Source organism: Nonomuraea gerenzanensis (genome assembly GCF_020215645.1).
Classification (GTDB): Bacteria; Actinomycetota; Actinomycetes; order Streptosporangiales; family Streptosporangiaceae; genus Nonomuraea; species Nonomuraea gerenzanensis.
Genome location: NZ_CP084058.1, coordinates 7,782,095 through 7,799,199, shown reverse-complemented (window position 1 = coordinate 7,799,199; position 17,105 = coordinate 7,782,095). Strand labels below are relative to the sequence as shown.

Sequence of the window (17,105 nt, the reverse complement as noted above, 5' to 3'; positions counted from 1 at the left end):
CTCAAGCCTCCTGTGCGGCCTCGAGCAAACGCGCGACACCCGCCGCGCGGTCGGTCAAATGCAGGCGTACGGCCGGGCGTCCGCGGGTCTCCAGCGCCCCGAGGTCCCCCAGTGCCTGGGCCAGTTGCAGCCTGCCCAGGGTGTACGGCCTGCCGGGCACGGTGACGTCCTCGGTCACCGCCCCCGTGATCTGCAGGAACACGCCGTTCTGCGGCCCGCCCTTGTGATACTGCCCGGTGGAGTGCAGGAACCGCGGCCCCCAGCCGAAGGTCACCGGCCGGTCGGTGCGCAGCGCGAGCAGCGTCCGCAACGTCAGCGGATCGGCCATCATCCACGCGTCGGTCATCTGCTCGAAGTCGGCCCCGTCGGGCATCGGCGCGTCGAAGGCGGCCAGCCGGTCCAGATAAGCCATGATCGCCAGGTAGCCGTCGCCGGGGACGGCGTGCAGCAGCTCGCCGAACAGCCCCGGCAGGTCCTTGGCCGTCGCCGCCGCGCCGTACACCTCGACAGGTCCGTCGACGAACGCGGGCGCGCCGGTCGGCAGGTCGGGCAGGGCCAGCAGGGCGGCGGTGTTCTCCTTCGACTCGGCCACGTTCGGCTGGTCGAACGGATCGATCTCCAGCAGCAGCCCGGCGACGGCGGTGGCGTACTCCCAGACCAGGAACTGCGCGCCGAGCGGCCCGTCCACGCGCACGTCGCCGACGTCGGACTCGATCGCCACGACCAGCTCGTCACCCGACCTGTTGGGGTCGGCGCCGACGACCGGCAGGATGCCCCTGCCCTGCTTGCCGGTGGATTCGGCGACGAGCTGCTCGATCCAGTCGGGCAGCCCGAAGATGGGCGAGAGCTGGTCCTCCAGCAGCATCTTGTCGCGCCCGGCGAGCGCCGCGCCGCCGAGCGCCGCCCCCAGGTCGAGCCCGGGGTTGCCGGTGTCGCGCGACAGCAGCGGCAGCACCTCGTCGGCCTCGTCGAGCAGCCGCGCCACGTCGGCCCCCGCCAGCGCGGCGGGCACCAGCCCGAACGCCGACAGCGCCGAGTAGCGCCCGCCCACGTCCGGCGGCCCGAGGACGAGCTGGTAGCCGCCGTCGGCGGCGCGCTGCTCCAGCGGCGAGCCGGGGTCGGTGACGACCACGATGCGGCGCGCGGGGTCGAGGCCCGCGTCGGCGAAGAGCCGCTCGTAGATCCGCAGATGGCAGTCGGTCTCCACGGTGGACCCGCTCTTGCCGGCCACCACCACGACCGTGGCCGTCAGGTCCTCGGCCAGCGCGCGGCGGACCTGCCCGGGGTCGGTCGTGTCGAGCACGGTGAGCGGCACGTCGTGGGTGGCGCAGATGACCTCCGCCGCCAGCGACGAGCCGCCCATCCCGGCCAGGACCACGTTCGTCAGGCCCTCGGCACGGGCCCTCGCCGCGAGCTCGCCCAGGGCGGGCAGCAGCTCGCGGGAGGAGCGGGGCAGGGTCAGCCAGCCGAGCCTGACCGCCGCCTCCGCCTCGGCGTCCTCACCCCACAACGTGGGGTCGCCGCCGGCGAGCCGCGCGGGCACGCCGTCGGCGACGAGGCGCCCCGCGACGGAGGAGGCGGCCGAGGCCACCCCCTCCTCGCGGTAGGACACCTCCATCACGGAACCAGGTTCTTGGTGACGCTCTCGAGCAGCTCGTTCCAGGACGCCTCGAACTTCTCCACGCCCTCGTCCTCCAGGACCTTCACCACGTCGTCGTAGTCGACGCCGGCGTCCTTGAGCGCGGCCATGGTGTTCCAGGCCTGCTCGTAGAACGGGCGGACGGTGTCGCCGGTGACGTTGGCGTGGTCGGCCGTGGCGTCGAGCGTCTTCTCCGGCATCGTGTTCACGGTGCCGGGGGCGACGAGCTGGTCGACGTACATGGTGTCGGAGTACTCGGGGTTCTTCACGCCGGTCGAGGCCCACAGCGGGCGCTGCGGGCGGGCGCCGGCCGCGCGCAGGCGCTGCCACCGCTCGGAGTTCATGACCTCCTCGAACGCCGCGTACGCCAGGCGCGCGTTGGCGATGCCCGCCTTGCCCTTCAGCTCCGGCTTGCCGAGCTGCTCCAGGCGCTTGTCGATCTCGGTGTCGACGCGGCTGACGAAGAACGAGGCCACCGACTCGATCGAGGCCAGGTTCAGGCCCTTGGCCTGCGCGGCCTCCAGGCCGGCGAGCCAGGCGTCCATGACCGCGCGGTAGCGCTCGAGGGAGAAGATCAGCGTGACGTTGACGCTGATGCCCTCCGACAGCGCCTGCGTGATCGCGGGCAGGCCCTCGACCGTCGCCGGGATCTTGATCATCAGGTTGGGCCTGTCGACCAGCCACCACAGCGCACGCGCCTCGGCGATCGTCTTCTCGCTCTCGCGGGCCAGCCGCGGGTCCACCTCCAGCGACACGCGGCCGTCCACGCCGCCGCTGGCGTCGTAGACGGGGCGCAGCACGTCGGCGGCCCAGCGGATGTCGTAGGCGGTCAGGGCGCGTACGGCCTCGCCCACCTCGACGCCGCGTACGGCCAGGTCGTGCAGCTGGGCGTCGTAGGCGTCGCCCTTGCTGAGCGCGTTGGCGAAGATCGTCGGGTTGGAGGTGACCCCGACCACGTTCTTCTCGCGGATCAGCTGCTCCAGGTTGCCGCTGCGCAGGCGCTCACGGCTGATGTCGTCGAGCCAGATGGCAACGCCCTGGCCGGACAGCTTCTTGAGGATCTCGCTCATCTCTTCTTCAGTTTCCCGTCGTCTCGCCCTTGTCCTGACCCAGCTTGGCCAGGCTCGCCTTGGCCGCCGCCGCCACGCGGTCGGCCGTCAGCCCGAACTGCTCGTACAAAGTCTTGTACGGGGCAGAAGCACCGAAGTGTTCGAGGCTCACGACCTCACCGCACTCACCGACGTACTCGTGCCAGCCGAGCGCGATGCCCGCCTCGACCGCCACCCGCGCCCGGATCGACGAGGGCAGAACCGTCTGCCTGTATGCGGAGTCCTGCCCGTTGAACCACTCGACACACGGCATGGAGACCACCCGCGTGGGGATGCCCTGCGCCTCCAGCAGCTCGCGCCCGTTCAGCGCGATCTCGACCTCGCTGCCCGTCGCGATGAGGATGACCTTCGGCTGGCCGTCGGACGCCTCGCGCAGCACGTAGCCGCCGCGGGCCACGCCCTCGGCGCTGGTGCCCTCGACGACCGGCAGGTTCTGCCGGGTCAGCGCCAGGGCGGCGGGACGGTCGGTGTGCTCCAGGACGGTCTTCCAGGCGTAGGCCGTCTCGTTGGCGTCGGCCGGGCGCACCACGTCGAGGCCGGGGATCGCGCGCAGCGCCCACAGGTGCTCGATCGGCTGGTGGGTGGGGCCGTCCTCGCCGAGGCCGATGGAGTCGTGCGTCCACACGTACGTGACCGGCAGCTTCATCAGCGCGGCCAGCCGCACCGCGGGCCGCATGTAGTCGGAGAAGACCAGGAACGTGCCGCCGTACGGGCGGGTGCCGCCGTGCAGCGCGATGCCGTTGAGGATCGCGCCCATGGCGTGCTCGCGGATGCCGAAGTGCAGCGTGCGGCCGTAGCGGTTGCCGGGGAAGTCCTTGGTCTGGAACTCCTCGGGGATGAAGGACGGCTCGCCCTTCATCGTGGTGAGGTTGGACTCGGCCAGGTCGGCCGAGCCGCCCCACAGCTCGGGCAGCACCGGCGCGAGCGCGTTGAGCACCTCGCCGGACGCCTTGCGCGTGGCGATCGAGGCGCCCTGCTCGAACGACGGCAGCGCGCTGGCCCAGCCGGCCGGCAGCTCGCGGCGGGAGATGCGGTCGAGCTCGGCGGCGCGCTCGGCGTTGGCCAGGCGCCACTCGGCGTACGACTTCTCCCACTCGGCGTGGTCGGCGCGGCCACGCTGGGCGACGGCGCGGGCGTGCTCCAGCACCGCGGCCGGCACGTCGAAGGTCTTGGCCGGGTCCATGCCCAGCACCTGCTTGGTGGCGGCCACCTCGGCCTCGCCCAGGGCGGAGCCGTGGATCTTGCCGGTGTTCTGCTTGTTGGGCGCGGGGTAGCCGATGATCGTGCGCAGCCGGATGAACGACGGCCGGCCGGTCTCCGCCTTGGCCGCCATCAGGGCGTCGTAGAGGGCCTGGACGTCCTCGACGTACTCGCCGGACTCGGTCCAGTCGACGCTCTGGGTGTGCCAGCCGTAGGCCTCGTAGCGCTTGACCACGTCCTCCGACAGGGCGATCTGCGTGTCGTCCTCGATGGAGATGTGGTTGTCGTCGTAGACGACGACGAGGTTGCCCAGCTTCTGGTGGCCGGCGATGGAGCTGGCCTCGTGGCTGATGCCCTCCTCGATGTCGCCGTCGCTGACGAAGCACCAGATGTTGTGGTCGAACGGCGAGGCGCCGTCGGCGGACTCGGGGTCGAACAGGCCGCGCTCGCGGCGGGCCGCCATGGCCATGCCGACGGCGTTGGCGATGCCCTGGCCCAGCGGGCCCGTCGTGGTCTCGACACCGGCCGTGTGGCCGTGCTCGGGGTGACCCGGCGTCAGGCTGTCCCACTGCCGCAGGCGCCTGAGGTCGTCGAGCGTCAGGCCGTAGCCGGAAAGGTAGAGCTGGATGTAGAGCGTCAGGCTGCTGTGCCCGCACGACAGCACGAAACGGTCGCGCCCGAGCCAGTTCGGATCGGTCGGGTCGTGGCGCATCACACGCTGGAAGAGCAGGTATGCGGCGGGGGCCAGGCTCATGGCGGTGCCGGGGTGACCCGAGCCCGCCTTCTCCACTGCGTCCATCGCCAGGGCTCGAACGACATCGACCGCCTGCTTGTCCAGGTCGGTCCATTCAAGGGCTGGCACGAGTTCGGTGCTCAAGTGCTCGATCTCCGGAATCTAGTTGTCATTGGTCGTACCGGTCGGCTGTCCCGCCTGCGGCGGCTCGCCGCAGGTTGCGCTGCCCGCGCCTACACGGAACCCTAACCGGGTGGAGCTGGCGATCGATTCCCATTCCACTCTCGCGTGTCCATGTACGGCGCAAGCCCCCCATTGGCCGGACCGGCCGCCCCTGCGACTACAGTTTGTTTGTTCGCAGGGGCGCCACCGGCGCCCGCCCATGGATCCGCTCTTATCAGAGGTTACGCGTTGACTTCCGACAGGCTGGAAGCGCCTTGACGGTGCTGACCAACAGGCAGGCGACGGCCCCCTCACCCGAGGTGAAGGCGCCGCGCTCGATCGGCATGATCGTAAAGGCCTACATCGCGCTCACCAAGCCGCGGGTCATCGAGCTGCTGCTGATCACGACACTGCCGGTGATGTTCCTCGCAGCGGGCGGCCTGCCGCCGCTGTGGGAGTCGATCTGGGTCATGGTGTTCGGCACCCTGTCGGCAGGCAGCGCCAACGCGCTCAACTGCTACATCGACCGCGACATCGACCAGAAGATGCGCCGCACCCGGCGCAGGCCGCTGGCCAGGCACCAGGTCTCGCCGCGCGCCGCGCTGGTCTTCGGCCTCGTGCTGGGCGTCGTCTCCACGGTCGGCCTGTGGGTGACCACCAACTGGCTGGCCTCGATGTTGTCGCTCGGCGCGATCCTGTTCTACGTACTGGTGTACTCGCTGGTGCTCAAGCGGCGCACGGCCCAGAACATCGTGTGGGGCGGCATCGCGGGCTGCATGCCGGTGATGATCGGCTGGGCGGGCATCACCGAGCGGCTCGACTGGGCGCCGCTGGTGCTGTTCGGCGTGGTGTTCTTCTGGACGCCGCCGCACACCTGGACGCTGGCCATGCGCTACAAGGAGGACTACGCGGCGGCCAAGGTGCCGATGCTGCCCGTGGTGGCCACCGAGCGGCGGGTCATCCTGGAGTCCATCGCCTACACCTGGGCCACCGTGCTGTGCTCGCTGGCGCTGTGGCCGGTGGCGGGCACGACGCTGTTCTACCCGATCGTGGCCGCCCTGCTCGGCGTGATGTGCCTGGTGGAGGCGCACCGCCTGCTGGCCAGGCTCAACGCCGGCAAGAGCGGGGTGGACCTGCGGCCGATGCGCTTCTTCCACTGGTCGAACGCCTACCTGGCGCTGCTGTTCCTCGCGGTGGCGATCGACCCGCTGCTGGCCTGAGAGACAGGCCCCGCCGTTGTCGCGCCCGGCTTTCCCGGCCGCCGAGCGTGAGGCGCACGACCTCCATGTCCGGACGGTGACGAGTGGCTACCCGACCCTTGTCGGCGCACGTGATCGTGGCGCGCGGCGCCGGCTGCCACCGGCTGCGCACCCGGCTCGCCGACCTGCCGCACGAGCGGTACACGATCGGCCGCACCACGCGCCAGGTCGATCACGGCAGCCCCGGCCTGGACCGGCAGTGCGTGGACCCGCACGGACCCCGGCACTCTGATCCGTTAAAGTCACCGTATGGCGACCCGTGATCCACGCTGGGTGTTGAAGGACCGCCCGTCGTTCGCGTTGATCATCGGGCTGGTCCTCACCGGCATCTGCGCCCTGGTCTCCTTCTCCTTCGACGTGTTCAACGGCGCGCCGGTGCAGTTCTTCATCGCGCTCGCGCTGGCGCTCGCGCCGGTGCCGCTGCTGCTGGCGGCCGTGCTGGCGCTGGACCGGATGGAGCCGGAGCCGCGCAGCAACCTGATCTTCGCCTTCGCCTGGGGCGCGGGCATCGCGGTGCTCGTGGCCGGCGTGATCAACTCGCTCAACCTGCACTACATCATCGACACCGCCAAGCTGTCGGAGGCCAGCGCGCGCAACCTCGCGGCCACGTTCGGCGCGCCGGTGGTGGAGGAGACGATGAAGGGCCTGGTGCTGCTGGGCCTGCTGCGCTTCCGCAGGGCCGAGCTCGACGGGCCGACCGACGGCATCATCTACGCCAGCATGGTCGGCCTCGGCTTCGCCATGAGCGAGAACGTCAGCTACTACCTGGGCGCGCTGTCCACCTCGGGGGTCAAGGGGCTGGCCGTCACCGTGGTGCTGCGCGGCATCCTGTCGCCGCTGGCGCATCCGCTGTTCAGCTCGATGATCGGGGTCGCCGTCGCGTACGCGGCCCAGCGCCAGGGGCCCGAGCGCACCACGTACGTGCTGGCGGGCTGGACGGCGGCGATGATCCTGCACGGCCTGTGGAACGGGCTGGCCTCCTACGGCGGCTTCCCCGGGCTGGTGGTGGCCTACCTGACGCTGCTGGTGGTGCTGGTGGTGCTGATCGGGGTGGTGTTCAGGGACCGGCGGCGCATCGTGGCGCTCATCCAGCGCTACCTGCCGGCGTACGAGCCGACCAAGCTGGTCACCCAGGCCGACATCTTCATGCTCTCGGCCTTCTCCCGGCGCAGGCAGGCCAGGCAGTGGGCGCGCGCCCACGGCGGCAAGCCGGGGCTGCGGGCGATGCGCGACTACCAGCTCGCCGCCACCGAGCTGGGCCTGCTGCACGAGCGGGCGGCCCGCCACATGGTCGACGAGCACACCTTCCACGACGAGCAGCGGGCGCTGCTGGAGTGCATGAGCACCGCCCGCGCCGACTTCCCGGTGCCGGAGCTGCACGCCAGGTCGGTGGCCAGGGGGTCACCGCCGCCCGGCTACGCGCCCGGCGCGCCCGGCTGAGACAGGATGCGGGTGAGCGAGACCTCGCGCGGGCCCGGGTAGACCGGGTCCGACTTCAGGATCATGGCGTCGGCGAAGGCCTTGGCGGTGGCGAACAGCTCGCGGGCGGCGTAGGCGTACGTGGTCGAGGCCCAGCGCCTGGCCGAGTCGTCACCGGCGCCGAACGCCTCCAGCCCCGCCGTCCTGCACAGCGTCACGGCCCTGGGGATGTGGAACTCCTGGGTCACCACCGTCACCCGCTTCGCGCCGAACACCTTGCGCGCCCGCACGCACGAGTCCCACGTGTCGAACCCGGCGTAGTCCAGCACCATCACCGCGTCGGGCACTCCCTTGGCGCGCAGGTAGTCGCGCATGGCCGTGGGCTCGTCGTACTCCTTGCGGCTGTTGTCGCCCGACAGCAGCAGCGCCCGCACCTTGCCCGCCAGGTACAGCTCGGCCGCGATGTCGAGCCTGCGGGCCAGCATCGGTGAGGGGTGCCCCGCGAACAGCCCGGCGCCGAGCACCAGCGCGGCCTGCGTCTCCGGCACCCGCCGCACCCAGCCCGGGTCCTCGGCCATCGCCCGGTGCCCCGAGCTGCCGAGCCAGGCCCACGTCATGGGCGCCAGCGCGAGCACGCTGACGAGCACCAGCCCCTGGTACGAGCGGCGCAGCGCCTTTCGCGAGAGGTGGACTTCTCCCCGCAAAGCACACCCCATTCCAGGCCGGGGGAGTGGTGAATCTAACACCACATACCCTGGCATATCCGCTCAGACGACGGCGGCTGCTTCGGTGGAGGAGTGGCTGACGGCGCCGGGCTCGGGGTCGCGGGAACGCAGCGAGGTGCTCACCCGCAGCGCGGCGATCCAGACCAGCGTCGAGCCCAGCACGTGCAGCAGCACCAGCACGGCGGGCACGGCCAGGAACCACTGCGTGTAGCCGATCACGCCCTGCAGCAGCTCCACGCCGAACAGGGCCAGCGCGGCCCGCCGGGCGGCGCGCGGGGCCCTGCTCACGTGCAGCGCGAACAGCAGCGCGAAGGTGAGCCCGACCACCACGTAGGCGATGTCGGCATGCAGCCTGGCCACGGTCTCGATGTCGAGGTCGAAGCGCGAGGCCATCTCATCGCCCGAGTGCGGCCCCGTACCGCTGACCACGACCCCGACCACCAGCAGCACGAACACGGCCGCCAGCAGCGCGTGGCCGAGCCTGCGCACGTCGCGGTGGGTGATGGCGCGCACGGGCCCGTCGCCCTCGCCCGCGCGCGCGTACAACAGCCAGCAGGCGGCGATCAGGCCGCTGGAGATGAGGTAGTGCATGCCGACGGTGAACGGGTTGAGCATCGTGTTGACCACCAGCCCGCCCCACAACGCCTGCGCGATGATCCCGATCGGCTGCAGCCAGGCCAGGCGGATCAGCGAGGCGCGGCGCGGGCGCATCCGCATGGCGGCCACCCAGCAGGCGATGCCCACGGCCAGCACCAGGAAGGTGAGCAGCCGGTTGCCGAACTCGACCGCCATGTTCAGCGGCGAGACCTCGGGGTGCGCGACCGGGATGAAGCTGTCGGGCGTGCACCTGGGCCAGGTCGGGCAGCCGAGCCCGGAGGCGGTGACGCGCACGCCCGCGCCGGTGACCGTGATGCCCGCGTTGACCACCACGGACGCCATCGCCCATACGCGCATCGAGCGCGTGGTCGGCGCCCAGAGCGACCGGATGAAACGCGCGAGAAGGTGGGGGTTGTCCGTGGATTGCTTCACGTCATCGATGGTAGGGGCCACACTGGCCGGTCCCGCCACCGGGAACAGGCTTCCCGTGGGCTTCTCAAGGTGACAAGGTATGTGACATATTACTGAAGGGAGGTGGAGATGTCCGACGTGATCGTCGTCGGCGCGGGAGTGGTGGGGGCGGCCTGCGCCTACTACGCGGCGCGCGCGGGCCTCGACGTGACCGTGATCGACCGCGGCCCGGTGGCCGGCGGCACGACGGGCTCGGGCGAGGGCAACGTCCTGGTCTCCGACAAGGAGCCGGGGCCCGAGCTGGAGCTGGCCGTGCTGTCCAACCGGCTGTGGCGCTCGCTGGCGGAGCACGGCGGGTTCGAGTTCGAGCCCAAGGGCGGGCTGGTCGTCGCCGAGACCGAGGAGGTCCAGCGGCAGCTCACCGAGCTGGCGGGCAAGCAGGACGTCGAGCACACCACGGTGCCGGCCGCGCGGCTGCGCGACTACGAGCCGCACCTGGCCGACGGCCTGGCAGGCGGCGTCTTCTACCCCCAGGACGCCCAGGTGCAGCCCATGCTCGCCGCCGCCGATCTGCTCCGGCACGGCGCCGAGAGCTTCGGCCACGGCACGCTGCGGCTGCGGCTCGGCGTCACCGTGACCGGCGTCCTGCGCTCGGGGGACCGGGTGACGGGCGTGCGCACCACCGGCGGCGACGTGCTCGGCGACGCGGTCGTCAACGCGGCCGGCACCTGGGGCGGCGAGGTCGCCGCACTGGCGGGCGCGCACCTCCCGGTGCTGCCCAGGCGCGGCTTCATCCTCGTCACCGAGCCGCTCGGCGAGCCGCTCATCAGGCACAAGGTCTACACCGCCGCCTACGTGACGAACGTGGCCAGCGACTCCGCCGGCCTGGAGACCTCGGCCGTGGTGGAGGGCACGCCCGCCGGGACCGTGCTCATCGGGGCCAGCAGGGAGCGCGTGGGCTTCGACAGGACGACGTCGGTGCCCGTGCTGGCGCGGCTGGCCGGGCAGGCGGTCGCGCTCTTCCCCGCGCTGCGCGAGGTGCGGGCCATCCGGTCCTACTGCGGGTTCCGGCCGTACTGTCCCGATCACCTGCCCGTCATCGGGGCCGATCCGCGCGTGCCAGGGCTGTACCACGCGTGCGGTCACGAAGGGGCTGGCATCGGGCTCGCCCCGGCGACCGGGCACCTGCTCGCCCAGGTGCTCACCGGGCAGCAGCCCGACCTCGACCTGCATCCCTTCCGTCCCGACCGGTTCCCCACGCCGTCCCCCGAGGAGGCCGCATGACCTTCCACATCACCGTCGACGGCCGTTCCGTGCCGGTCGTGCCGGGGCAGACCATCGGCGCGGCCCTGCACGCGGCCGGGGTGCGGTCCTGGCGCACCACCCGCTTCGGCGGGCGGCCGCGCGGGCTGTTCTGCGGGATCGGGGTCTGCTTCGACTGCCTGATCTCGGTGAACGGCCGGCCGCCCGAACGGGCGTGCCTGCTGGAGGCCGAGCCGGGGGACGAGGTGACGACGGCATGACGTACGACCTCGTGGTGGTCGGCGGCGGGCCCGCCGGCGTGGCGGGCGCGCTCACTGCGGCGCTGGGCGGGTTGCGGGTGGCGCTGGTGGACTCCGGGCTCCGGCTCGGTGGCCAGTACTTCCGGCATCCTGCCGTTCCCGGGCGCGCGCCGGGGCTTGAGCGGTTTCTGCGGCAGGCGCGCGCGCTCGACGCGCGGGGCGAGGTGTTGCTGCGGCATCAGGTGTGGGCGGTGTCCCGCGAGCCGGACGGCGACCTGCTGGTGCACTGCGTGACCAGGGACGCCATGGCGCCGGACGCGCGGGTTACGGTGCTGGGTGAGCGGGTTACGGCGTCGGGCGAGCAAGTCACGGCGCAGGGCGAGCAAGTCACGGCGCAGGGCGATCAAGTCACGGCGCAGGGCGAGCGACGCGCGGCGCAGGGCGAGCGGGCCGTGGTGCTGCGGGCGCGGCGGCTGCTGATCGCGACCGGTGCCCATGACCGGCCGCTGCCCTTCCCCGGCTGGGACCTGCCGGGCGTGCTCACCGCCGGTGGAGCCCAGGCGCTGCTCAAGGGCGGCGGGGTCGTGGCGGGGCGGCGGATCGTGGTGTCCGGCACCGGGCCGTTCCTGCTGCCCGTCGCCGCCGGTCTGGCGGGCGCGGGGGCGCGGGTGCTCGGCGTGTACGAGGCCAACGGCGGGCTCGGGCTGGCCAGGCACCCCGTGCTGGCCCTGGGCAAGGCCGGGGAGGCGGCGGGGTACGCGGCGGCCCTGGCGCGGCACCGGGTGCCGTACCGGGCCCGGCACGCGGTGGTCGCGGCGCACGGGGAACGCGAGGTGGAGGCCGTCACCGTCGGCCGCCTCGACAAGGACTGGAACGTAACGGCCACCCGGGTCGTCGAGTGCGACAGCGTGGCCGTGGGGTATGGGTTCGTGCCGCAGATCGAGCTGGGGACGCAGCTCGGCTGCCTGACGCGGCACGACGTGGACGGGAGCCCGGTGCTGGCCGTGGACGCCACCCTCCGCACGTCCGTGCCTGGGGTGTGGGCGGCCGGTGAGCCCGTCGGGGTGGGCGGGTGGCGGCTGGCCGAGCTGGAGGGCCGCCTCGCCGGCCGCGCCATCGTCGCCGACGCCCGCACCGCGCCCACGGCCGATGCGCGCGGCGCGACAGGGACCGGCCAGGGCTCGGCGACAGGAGCCGAGGCGGAGCCGGAGGCCGATGGCCGGGCCGGAGGCGTGCCGGTCGAGGGGAGCGCGGCGGCGGTCGTGCCGCCGTTGTTCGCGCGCCGGCGGGAGCGCTGGCGGGCGTTCGGGGAGGCGCTGCAGCGCGCCTACCCCGTCAAGCCCGGCTGGCAGAGCTGGCTGCGCGACGACACGCTCGTGTGCCGGTGCGAGGAGGTGCCGCTGGCCCGCGTACGTGAGGCGCAGGCACTGGGCGCCACGGACGCGCGCGCGATCAAGCTGCTGGCCCGCCCCGGCATGGGCTGGTGCCAGGGCCGCGTCTGCGGCTACGCCGTCTCCTGCCTGGCAGGGGAGCGCCCCCAGCCTCCCCGCCGCCCGATCGCCCAGCCCGTCACCCTCGGCACCCTGGCGTCACTGACGAATCCCGAGGGCGGCCCCGACGGCAACCCCGACGACGACCCCGCTCACTGAGCAACCCCCCGACCTCATGGAGGACCACCCGATGGAACACCGCAGCAAGCCCTGGCAGGGCGTCATGGTCGCCACCGCGCTGCCCCTGCGCGAAGACCTTTCGGTCGACTACGACGGCTACGCGGAGCACTGCCGCTGGCTGGTCGCGAACGGCTGTGACGGCGTCGTGCCGAACGGCTCGCTCGGCGAGTACCAGACGCTCACCCCGCAGGAGCGGGCCAAGGTGATCGAGACCGCCGTCGCGGCCGTCGGCGGCGGCAACGTGATGGCCGGAGCGGGCGCGTACGGCGCCGCGGAGTCGCGCCGCTGGGCCGAGCAGGCGGGCGAGGCGGGCTGCGGCTCGGTCCTGCTGCTGCCGCCCAACGCCTACCGGGCCGACGAGCGGGCCGTCGTGGCGCACTACCGCGAGGTCGCCAAGGCCGGGGTGCCGATCGTGGCCTACAACAACCCCTACGACACCAAGGTGGACCTGACCCCCGCGCTGCTGGCCAGGCTGCACGAGGAGGGGCTGATCGTGGCGATCAAGGAGTTCAGCGGCGACGTGCGCAGGGCGTACGAGATCGCCGAGCTGGCACCCGGGCTGGACCTGCTGATCGGCTCCGACGACGTGCTGCTGGAGCTGGCGGTGGCCGGGGCGGTCGGCTGGATCGCCGGGTACCCGAACGCGCTGCCCGCCTCCAGCACCGCCCTGTACCGGGCGGCCGTGGCGGGCGACCTGGAGACGGCGCTGCCGCTGTACCGGGCCCTGCACCCGCTGCTGCGCTGGGACTCCAAGACGGAGTTCGTCCAGGCCATCAAGCTGTCCATGGACGTGGCAGGCCGGCACGGCGGCCCGTGCAGGCAGCCCAGGCAGCCGCTGACGGACGAGCAGGCCGCTATCGTGCGTTCGGCGACCGAGAAGGCACTGGCAGAGGGGCTGCGATGAGGACCAAGCGGGTATTCCACGCCGTCGACTCCCACACGGAGGGCATGCCCACCCGGGTGATCACCGGCGGCATCGGCGTCATCCCCGGCGCCAGCATGGCCGAGCGGCGCGTGTACTTCCGCGACAACCTCGACCACATCCGCACCCTGCTGATGACGGAGCCGCGCGGCCACTCGGCCATGAGCGGCGCCATCCTGCAGCCGCCGACCAGACCGGACGCCGACTACGGGGTGCTGTTCATCGAGGTGTCGGGGCTGCTGCCGATGTGCGGGCACGGCACGATCGGCGTGGCCACGGTGCTGGTCGAGACCGGCATGGTCGAGGTGGTCGAGCCGGTCACGACCGTGCGCCTGGAGGTGCCCGCCGGGCTCGTCGAGGTGGACGTGGCCGTCGAGGACGGCATGGCCATGTCGGTGACGCTGCGCAACGTGCCGTCCTACTGCGACCGGCTCGACGCGACGGTGACCGTCCCGGGGTTCGGGGAGATCCCGTACGACCTCGCGTACGGCGGCAACTTCTACGCCGTCGTCGACCTCGACCACTACGGCCTGCCCTTCGACCGCAAGGCCAAGCACGAGATCATCGCGGCCGGCCTGGCCACCATGGAGGCCATCAACGCCGCCGACGAGCCCGTGCACCGCGAGGACTCCCGCATCCGCGGCTGCCACCACGTCTACTTCGCCGCGCCCGGCTCCGACGCCCACCACTCGCGGCACGCCATGGCCATCCACCCCGGCTGGTTCGACCGCTCGCCCTGCGGCACCGGCACCAGCGCCCGCATGGCCCAGCTGCACGCCAGGGGCGAGCTGCCGCTCGGGCAGGACTTCACCAACGAGTCGTTCATCGGCACCCGCTTCATCGGGCGGCTGCTGGAGGAGAGCACGGTGGGCGGGCGGCCGGCGGTGCTGCCGTCCATCACCGGGCGGGCCTGGATCACCGGCACCGCGCAGTACTTCCTCGACCCGCGCGACCCGTTCCCCGCGGGGTTCGAGCTCTGATGCTGACGACGGTCGACTACCACACGGCGGGGGAGCCGTTCAGGGTCGTGACGGGCGGGGTGCCCGACATCCCCGGCTCCACCGTGCTCGACCGCCGCAGCACCGCGATGGCCGAGCTCGACGACGTGCGGCGGCTGCTGTGCAACGAGCCGCGCGGGCACGCCGACATGTACGGCTGTTTCCTGGTGCCGCCGGACGACCCGGGGGCGCGGTTCGGGGCGCTGTTCTGGCACAAGGACGGCTTCTCCACCGCCTGCGGCCACGGCACGATCGCGCTGGGCGTGCACGCGGTGCGCGAGGGGCTGGTCGAGGCCGCCCCCGACGGGGTGACGGACGTGGTCGTGGACGTGCCGTCGGGCCGCGTCACGGCCCGGGTGCGGCTGTCGGCGGGGCGGATCGAGGGCGTCACCTTCGTCAACGTGCCCTCGTACGTGATCGCCCGTGACGTGCCCGTCGAAGGCGTGCGCGCCGACGTCTCCTACGGCGGCGCCATCTACGCGTCGGTACGCGCCGCCGACCTCGGCCTGACGGTCGAGCCCCGGCACGTGACCGCGTTCGTCGAGCACGCCCGCCGGATCAAGGCCGGGCTGGCCGGGCATCCCGCCGCCCGGCACCCGTCCGAGGAGCGGCTGTCCGGCGTGTACGGCGTGATCTTCTACGACGAGCTGCCCGAGCTGGACGGCGTCAGGCGGCAGCGCAACGTCACCGTGTTCGCCGACGGCGAGGTGGACCGCTCGCCGTGCGGCTCGGGCACCGCCGCCAGGATGGCGCTGCTGCACGACGCCGGCAAGACGGCCGAGCTGGTGCACGAGAGCGTCGTGGGCAGCGTGTTCGCCGCCCGGGTGCGGGAGGCGGTGGACGAGGGCGTGATCGTGGAGGTCGACGGCATGGCCTACCGGACCGGGCGGCACGTCTTCGAGCTCGACCCCGGCGACCCGTTCCCGACCGGGTTCACGCTGCGATGAGCGGGCTGCCGTACCTCGACGCCGCCGCCGTGGAGCGGCTGGTGCCCATGGGCAGGGCCGTGGACGTGCTGGAGGAGGCGCTGCGGGCCGGGCTCGACCCCGAGGCGACCCCGCGCCGGCCGATCGTGGACCTGCCCGCCGGGCAGCTGCTGCTCATGCCCGCCGCCACCCGGCGGTACGCGGGCGTCAAGGCCGTCAGCATCGCGCCGGCCAACCCGGAGCGGGGGCTGCCCCGCATCCAGGGCACGTACCTGCTGTTCGACGGCGACACCCTGGCCCCGCTGGCGGCGCTGGACGGGATCGCGCTCACCTCGCTGCGCACGCCCGCCGTGTCCGCGCTGGCCGTGCGGCACCTCGCCGAGCCCGGTGCGCGGCGGCTGGTCGTGTTCGGGAGCGGGCCGCAGGCGTACGGGCACGTGCTCGCCCTGCGGGAGGTGCGGCCGGTGGAGGACGTCACCGTGGTCGCGCGCGACCGGCGCCGGGCCGAGGCGCTGGCGGCCTGGTGCCGCGAATGCGGGCTGAGCGCCCGCGCCCTGGCCGGCGGCGCGCCACCGTCCGAGCCGCCCGGTCCCCGGCCCGGCGCGCCGGCTACGGAGGCCGCGGAGACAGTGGCGGCGGAGGTCGCCGAGGCGGTGGGGCGGGCGGATCTGATCGCGTGCTGCACCACGGCCAGGCACCCCCTGTTCCCCGGTAAGCTCGCCCGCGACGGCGTCACCGTCGTCGCGGTCGGCTCGCACGAGCCCGGCGCCCGTGAGCTCGACGGCGACCTGATCGCCCGCGCCACCGTGGTCGTCGAGGCCAGGGCGGCCGCTCTGGAGGAGGCGGGCGACATCGTCGTGCCGATCCGTCAGGGTACGATCACCTCTCATCATCTCGCCGGTAACCTCGCCGACCTGACCGCCGGAAGGGTGGTCGCCGGTCCGGGGCCGCGCGTGTTCAAGAGCACGGGCATGGCGTGGGAGGACCTCGTGGTCGCGGCTGCCGCCTACGAGGCCGCGGACGAGGGCCCGGGCGCGAGGGCACAGGCATGAGGGTGGACGAGGAAAGGGATGGGCCGATGGCTGCCGAGGACCGGCTCGACCTGCCGATGGTGGGGGAGCGGCAGAGCCTGCGCGAGCAGGTGGCGCACGCGCTGCGTGCCGCGCTGATCACCGGTGAGATGCGGCCGGGGGTGGTCTACTCGGCTCCGGTGCTGGCCGCCCAGTTCGGCGTCTCGGCCACGCCCGTGCGCGAGGCCATGCTCGACCTGGCCAAGGAGGGCCTGGTCGAGGCCGTGCGGAACAAGGGCTTCCGGGTCACCGAGCTGTCCGACCGCGACCTCGACGAGCTGACCGAGATCCGCCAGCTGATCGAGGTGCCCACGGTGGCCAGGCTGGCCGACAGCTCGCGGGCCGCGGAGTTCGAGCGGCTGCGGCCCGTCGCCGAGGAGATCGTCTCAGCCAGCGAGCGGGGCGACCTGCTCGCGTACGTGGACGCCGACCTGCGCTTCCACGTCGAGCTGCTGACGCTGTGCGGCAACGCGCACCTGGTGTCGGTGGTGCGCGACCTGCGCAACAGGGCCAGGCTCTACGGCCTGTCCCAGCTCTCCGAGCGGGGCACGCTGGGCGACTCCGCCAGGGAGCACCTGCAGCTCCTGGACGCGCTCAAGAACGGCGACAGCGACGCCGTCAGGCACCTGATGACGGAGCACATCGGTCACGTTCGCGGGATTTGGGCCGAGCACTCGGCGTAAGTTCTGACATTCGGGGATCGAGCACTCCCCGATGGCGGTAATCTCGATGCGGACCAGCCGGGCGACGCCCAGCGCGAGCG

The 17,105-nt window shown here is 72.7% G+C and carries 16 protein-coding genes; 11 read left to right on the top strand and 5 right to left on the bottom strand.

Annotated elements, in window-relative coordinates; all coding sequences use genetic code 11:
- Position 1 precedes the first annotated feature (1 nt).
- Genes LCN96_RS36090 through tkt form a run of 3 tightly spaced genes read right to left on the bottom strand, consistent with a single transcriptional unit; the run spans position 2 to position 4,747 of the window.
- Positions 2 to 1,618, bottom strand: a complete 1,617-nt coding sequence (locus LCN96_RS36090; RefSeq protein ID WP_225276135.1) for a glucose-6-phosphate isomerase — start codon at positions 1,616 to 1,618, stop codon at positions 2 to 4.
- The gene (gene tal / locus LCN96_RS36085; protein ID WP_225266904.1) at positions 1,618 to 2,709 is read right to left on the bottom strand and encodes a transaldolase; all 1,092 of its coding nucleotides are present in this window, start codon (positions 2,707 to 2,709) and stop codon (positions 1,618 to 1,620) included. Before tal ends, LCN96_RS36090 begins: the two co-directional genes overlap by 1 nt.
- A 7-nt stretch (positions 2,710 to 2,716) precedes the next feature.
- Positions 2,717 to 4,747 carry a transketolase gene (gene tkt, locus LCN96_RS36080; protein ID WP_397351997.1) on the bottom strand — a complete coding sequence of 677 codons (2,031 nt, stop codon included), beginning with the start codon at positions 4,745 to 4,747 and terminating at the stop codon, positions 2,717 to 2,719.
- Between the two features lie 371 nt (positions 4,748 to 5,118).
- On the opposite strand from tkt, the gene LCN96_RS36075 reads away from it, so the two are divergent.
- From LCN96_RS36075 to LCN96_RS36065, 3 genes are all read left to right on the top strand, one after another.
- Positions 5,119 to 6,063 carry a heme o synthase gene (locus tag LCN96_RS36075; protein ID WP_225266902.1) on the top strand — a complete coding sequence of 315 codons (945 nt, stop codon included), beginning with the start codon at positions 5,119 to 5,121 and terminating at the stop codon, positions 6,061 to 6,063.
- 83 nt (positions 6,064 to 6,146) lie between these two features.
- Complete coding sequence (locus tag LCN96_RS36070) at positions 6,147 to 6,365, top strand: hypothetical protein (protein ID WP_225266901.1); 219 nt, start codon at positions 6,147 to 6,149, stop codon at positions 6,363 to 6,365.
- On the top strand, positions 6,352 to 7,542 hold the full coding sequence (locus LCN96_RS36065; RefSeq protein ID WP_225266900.1) for a PrsW family intramembrane metalloprotease: 1,191 nt from the start codon (positions 6,352 to 6,354) through the stop codon (positions 7,540 to 7,542). Before LCN96_RS36070 ends, LCN96_RS36065 begins: the two co-directional genes overlap by 14 nt.
- Here the strand turns inward: LCN96_RS36065 and LCN96_RS36060 are convergent.
- Together LCN96_RS36060 and LCN96_RS36055 are read right to left on the bottom strand one after the other, a co-directional pair.
- On the bottom strand, positions 7,518 to 8,225 hold the full coding sequence (locus LCN96_RS36060; protein ID WP_225266899.1) for a SanA/YdcF family protein: 708 nt from the start codon (positions 8,223 to 8,225) through the stop codon (positions 7,518 to 7,520). The genes LCN96_RS36065 and LCN96_RS36060 overlap by 25 nt on opposite strands.
- Before the next feature lie 63 nt (positions 8,226 to 8,288).
- Positions 8,289 to 9,275 carry a COX15/CtaA family protein gene (locus LCN96_RS36055; RefSeq protein WP_225266898.1) on the bottom strand — a complete coding sequence of 329 codons (987 nt, stop codon included), beginning with the start codon at positions 9,273 to 9,275 and terminating at the stop codon, positions 8,289 to 8,291.
- 108 nt (positions 9,276 to 9,383) lie between these two features.
- On the opposite strand from LCN96_RS36055, the gene LCN96_RS36050 reads away from it, so the two are divergent.
- Genes LCN96_RS36050 through LCN96_RS36015 form a run of 8 tightly spaced genes read left to right on the top strand, consistent with a single transcriptional unit; the run spans position 9,384 to position 17,025 of the window.
- Complete coding sequence (locus LCN96_RS36050) at positions 9,384 to 10,538, top strand: NAD(P)/FAD-dependent oxidoreductase (protein ID WP_225266897.1); 1,155 nt, start codon at positions 9,384 to 9,386, stop codon at positions 10,536 to 10,538.
- Positions 10,535 to 10,777 (top strand): (2Fe-2S)-binding protein, encoded by a 243-nt coding sequence (locus tag LCN96_RS36045; RefSeq protein ID WP_185103381.1) that lies wholly within the window; start codon positions 10,535 to 10,537, stop codon positions 10,775 to 10,777. Before LCN96_RS36050 ends, LCN96_RS36045 begins: the two co-directional genes overlap by 4 nt.
- The gene (locus tag LCN96_RS36040) at positions 10,774 to 12,405 is read left to right on the top strand and encodes an FAD-dependent oxidoreductase (protein ID WP_225266896.1); all 1,632 of its coding nucleotides are present in this window, start codon (positions 10,774 to 10,776) and stop codon (positions 12,403 to 12,405) included. The genes LCN96_RS36045 and LCN96_RS36040 overlap by 4 nt, the downstream gene beginning before the upstream one ends.
- Positions 12,406 to 12,436: 31 nt before the next feature.
- Positions 12,437 to 13,330 carry a dihydrodipicolinate synthase family protein gene (locus tag LCN96_RS36035; protein WP_225266895.1) on the top strand — a complete coding sequence of 298 codons (894 nt, stop codon included), beginning with the start codon at positions 12,437 to 12,439 and terminating at the stop codon, positions 13,328 to 13,330.
- Positions 13,327 to 14,328: a proline racemase family protein gene (locus LCN96_RS36030; protein ID WP_225266894.1), complete on the top strand. Its 1,002-nt coding sequence runs from the start codon at positions 13,327 to 13,329 to the stop codon at positions 14,326 to 14,328. Before LCN96_RS36035 ends, LCN96_RS36030 begins: the two co-directional genes overlap by 4 nt.
- Positions 14,328 to 15,293: a proline racemase family protein gene (locus tag LCN96_RS36025; protein WP_225266893.1), complete on the top strand. Its 966-nt coding sequence runs from the start codon at positions 14,328 to 14,330 to the stop codon at positions 15,291 to 15,293. Before LCN96_RS36030 ends, LCN96_RS36025 begins: the two co-directional genes overlap by 1 nt.
- Entirely contained in the window at positions 15,290 to 16,324 is a 1,035-nt protein-coding gene (locus LCN96_RS36020; RefSeq protein ID WP_225266892.1) for an ornithine cyclodeaminase family protein, read from the top strand. Before LCN96_RS36025 ends, LCN96_RS36020 begins: the two co-directional genes overlap by 4 nt.
- Positions 16,325 to 16,350: 26 nt before the next feature.
- Entirely contained in the window at positions 16,351 to 17,025 is a 675-nt protein-coding gene (locus LCN96_RS36015) for a GntR family transcriptional regulator (RefSeq protein ID WP_225266891.1), read from the top strand.
- Positions 17,026 to 17,105: the final 80 nt, after the last annotated feature.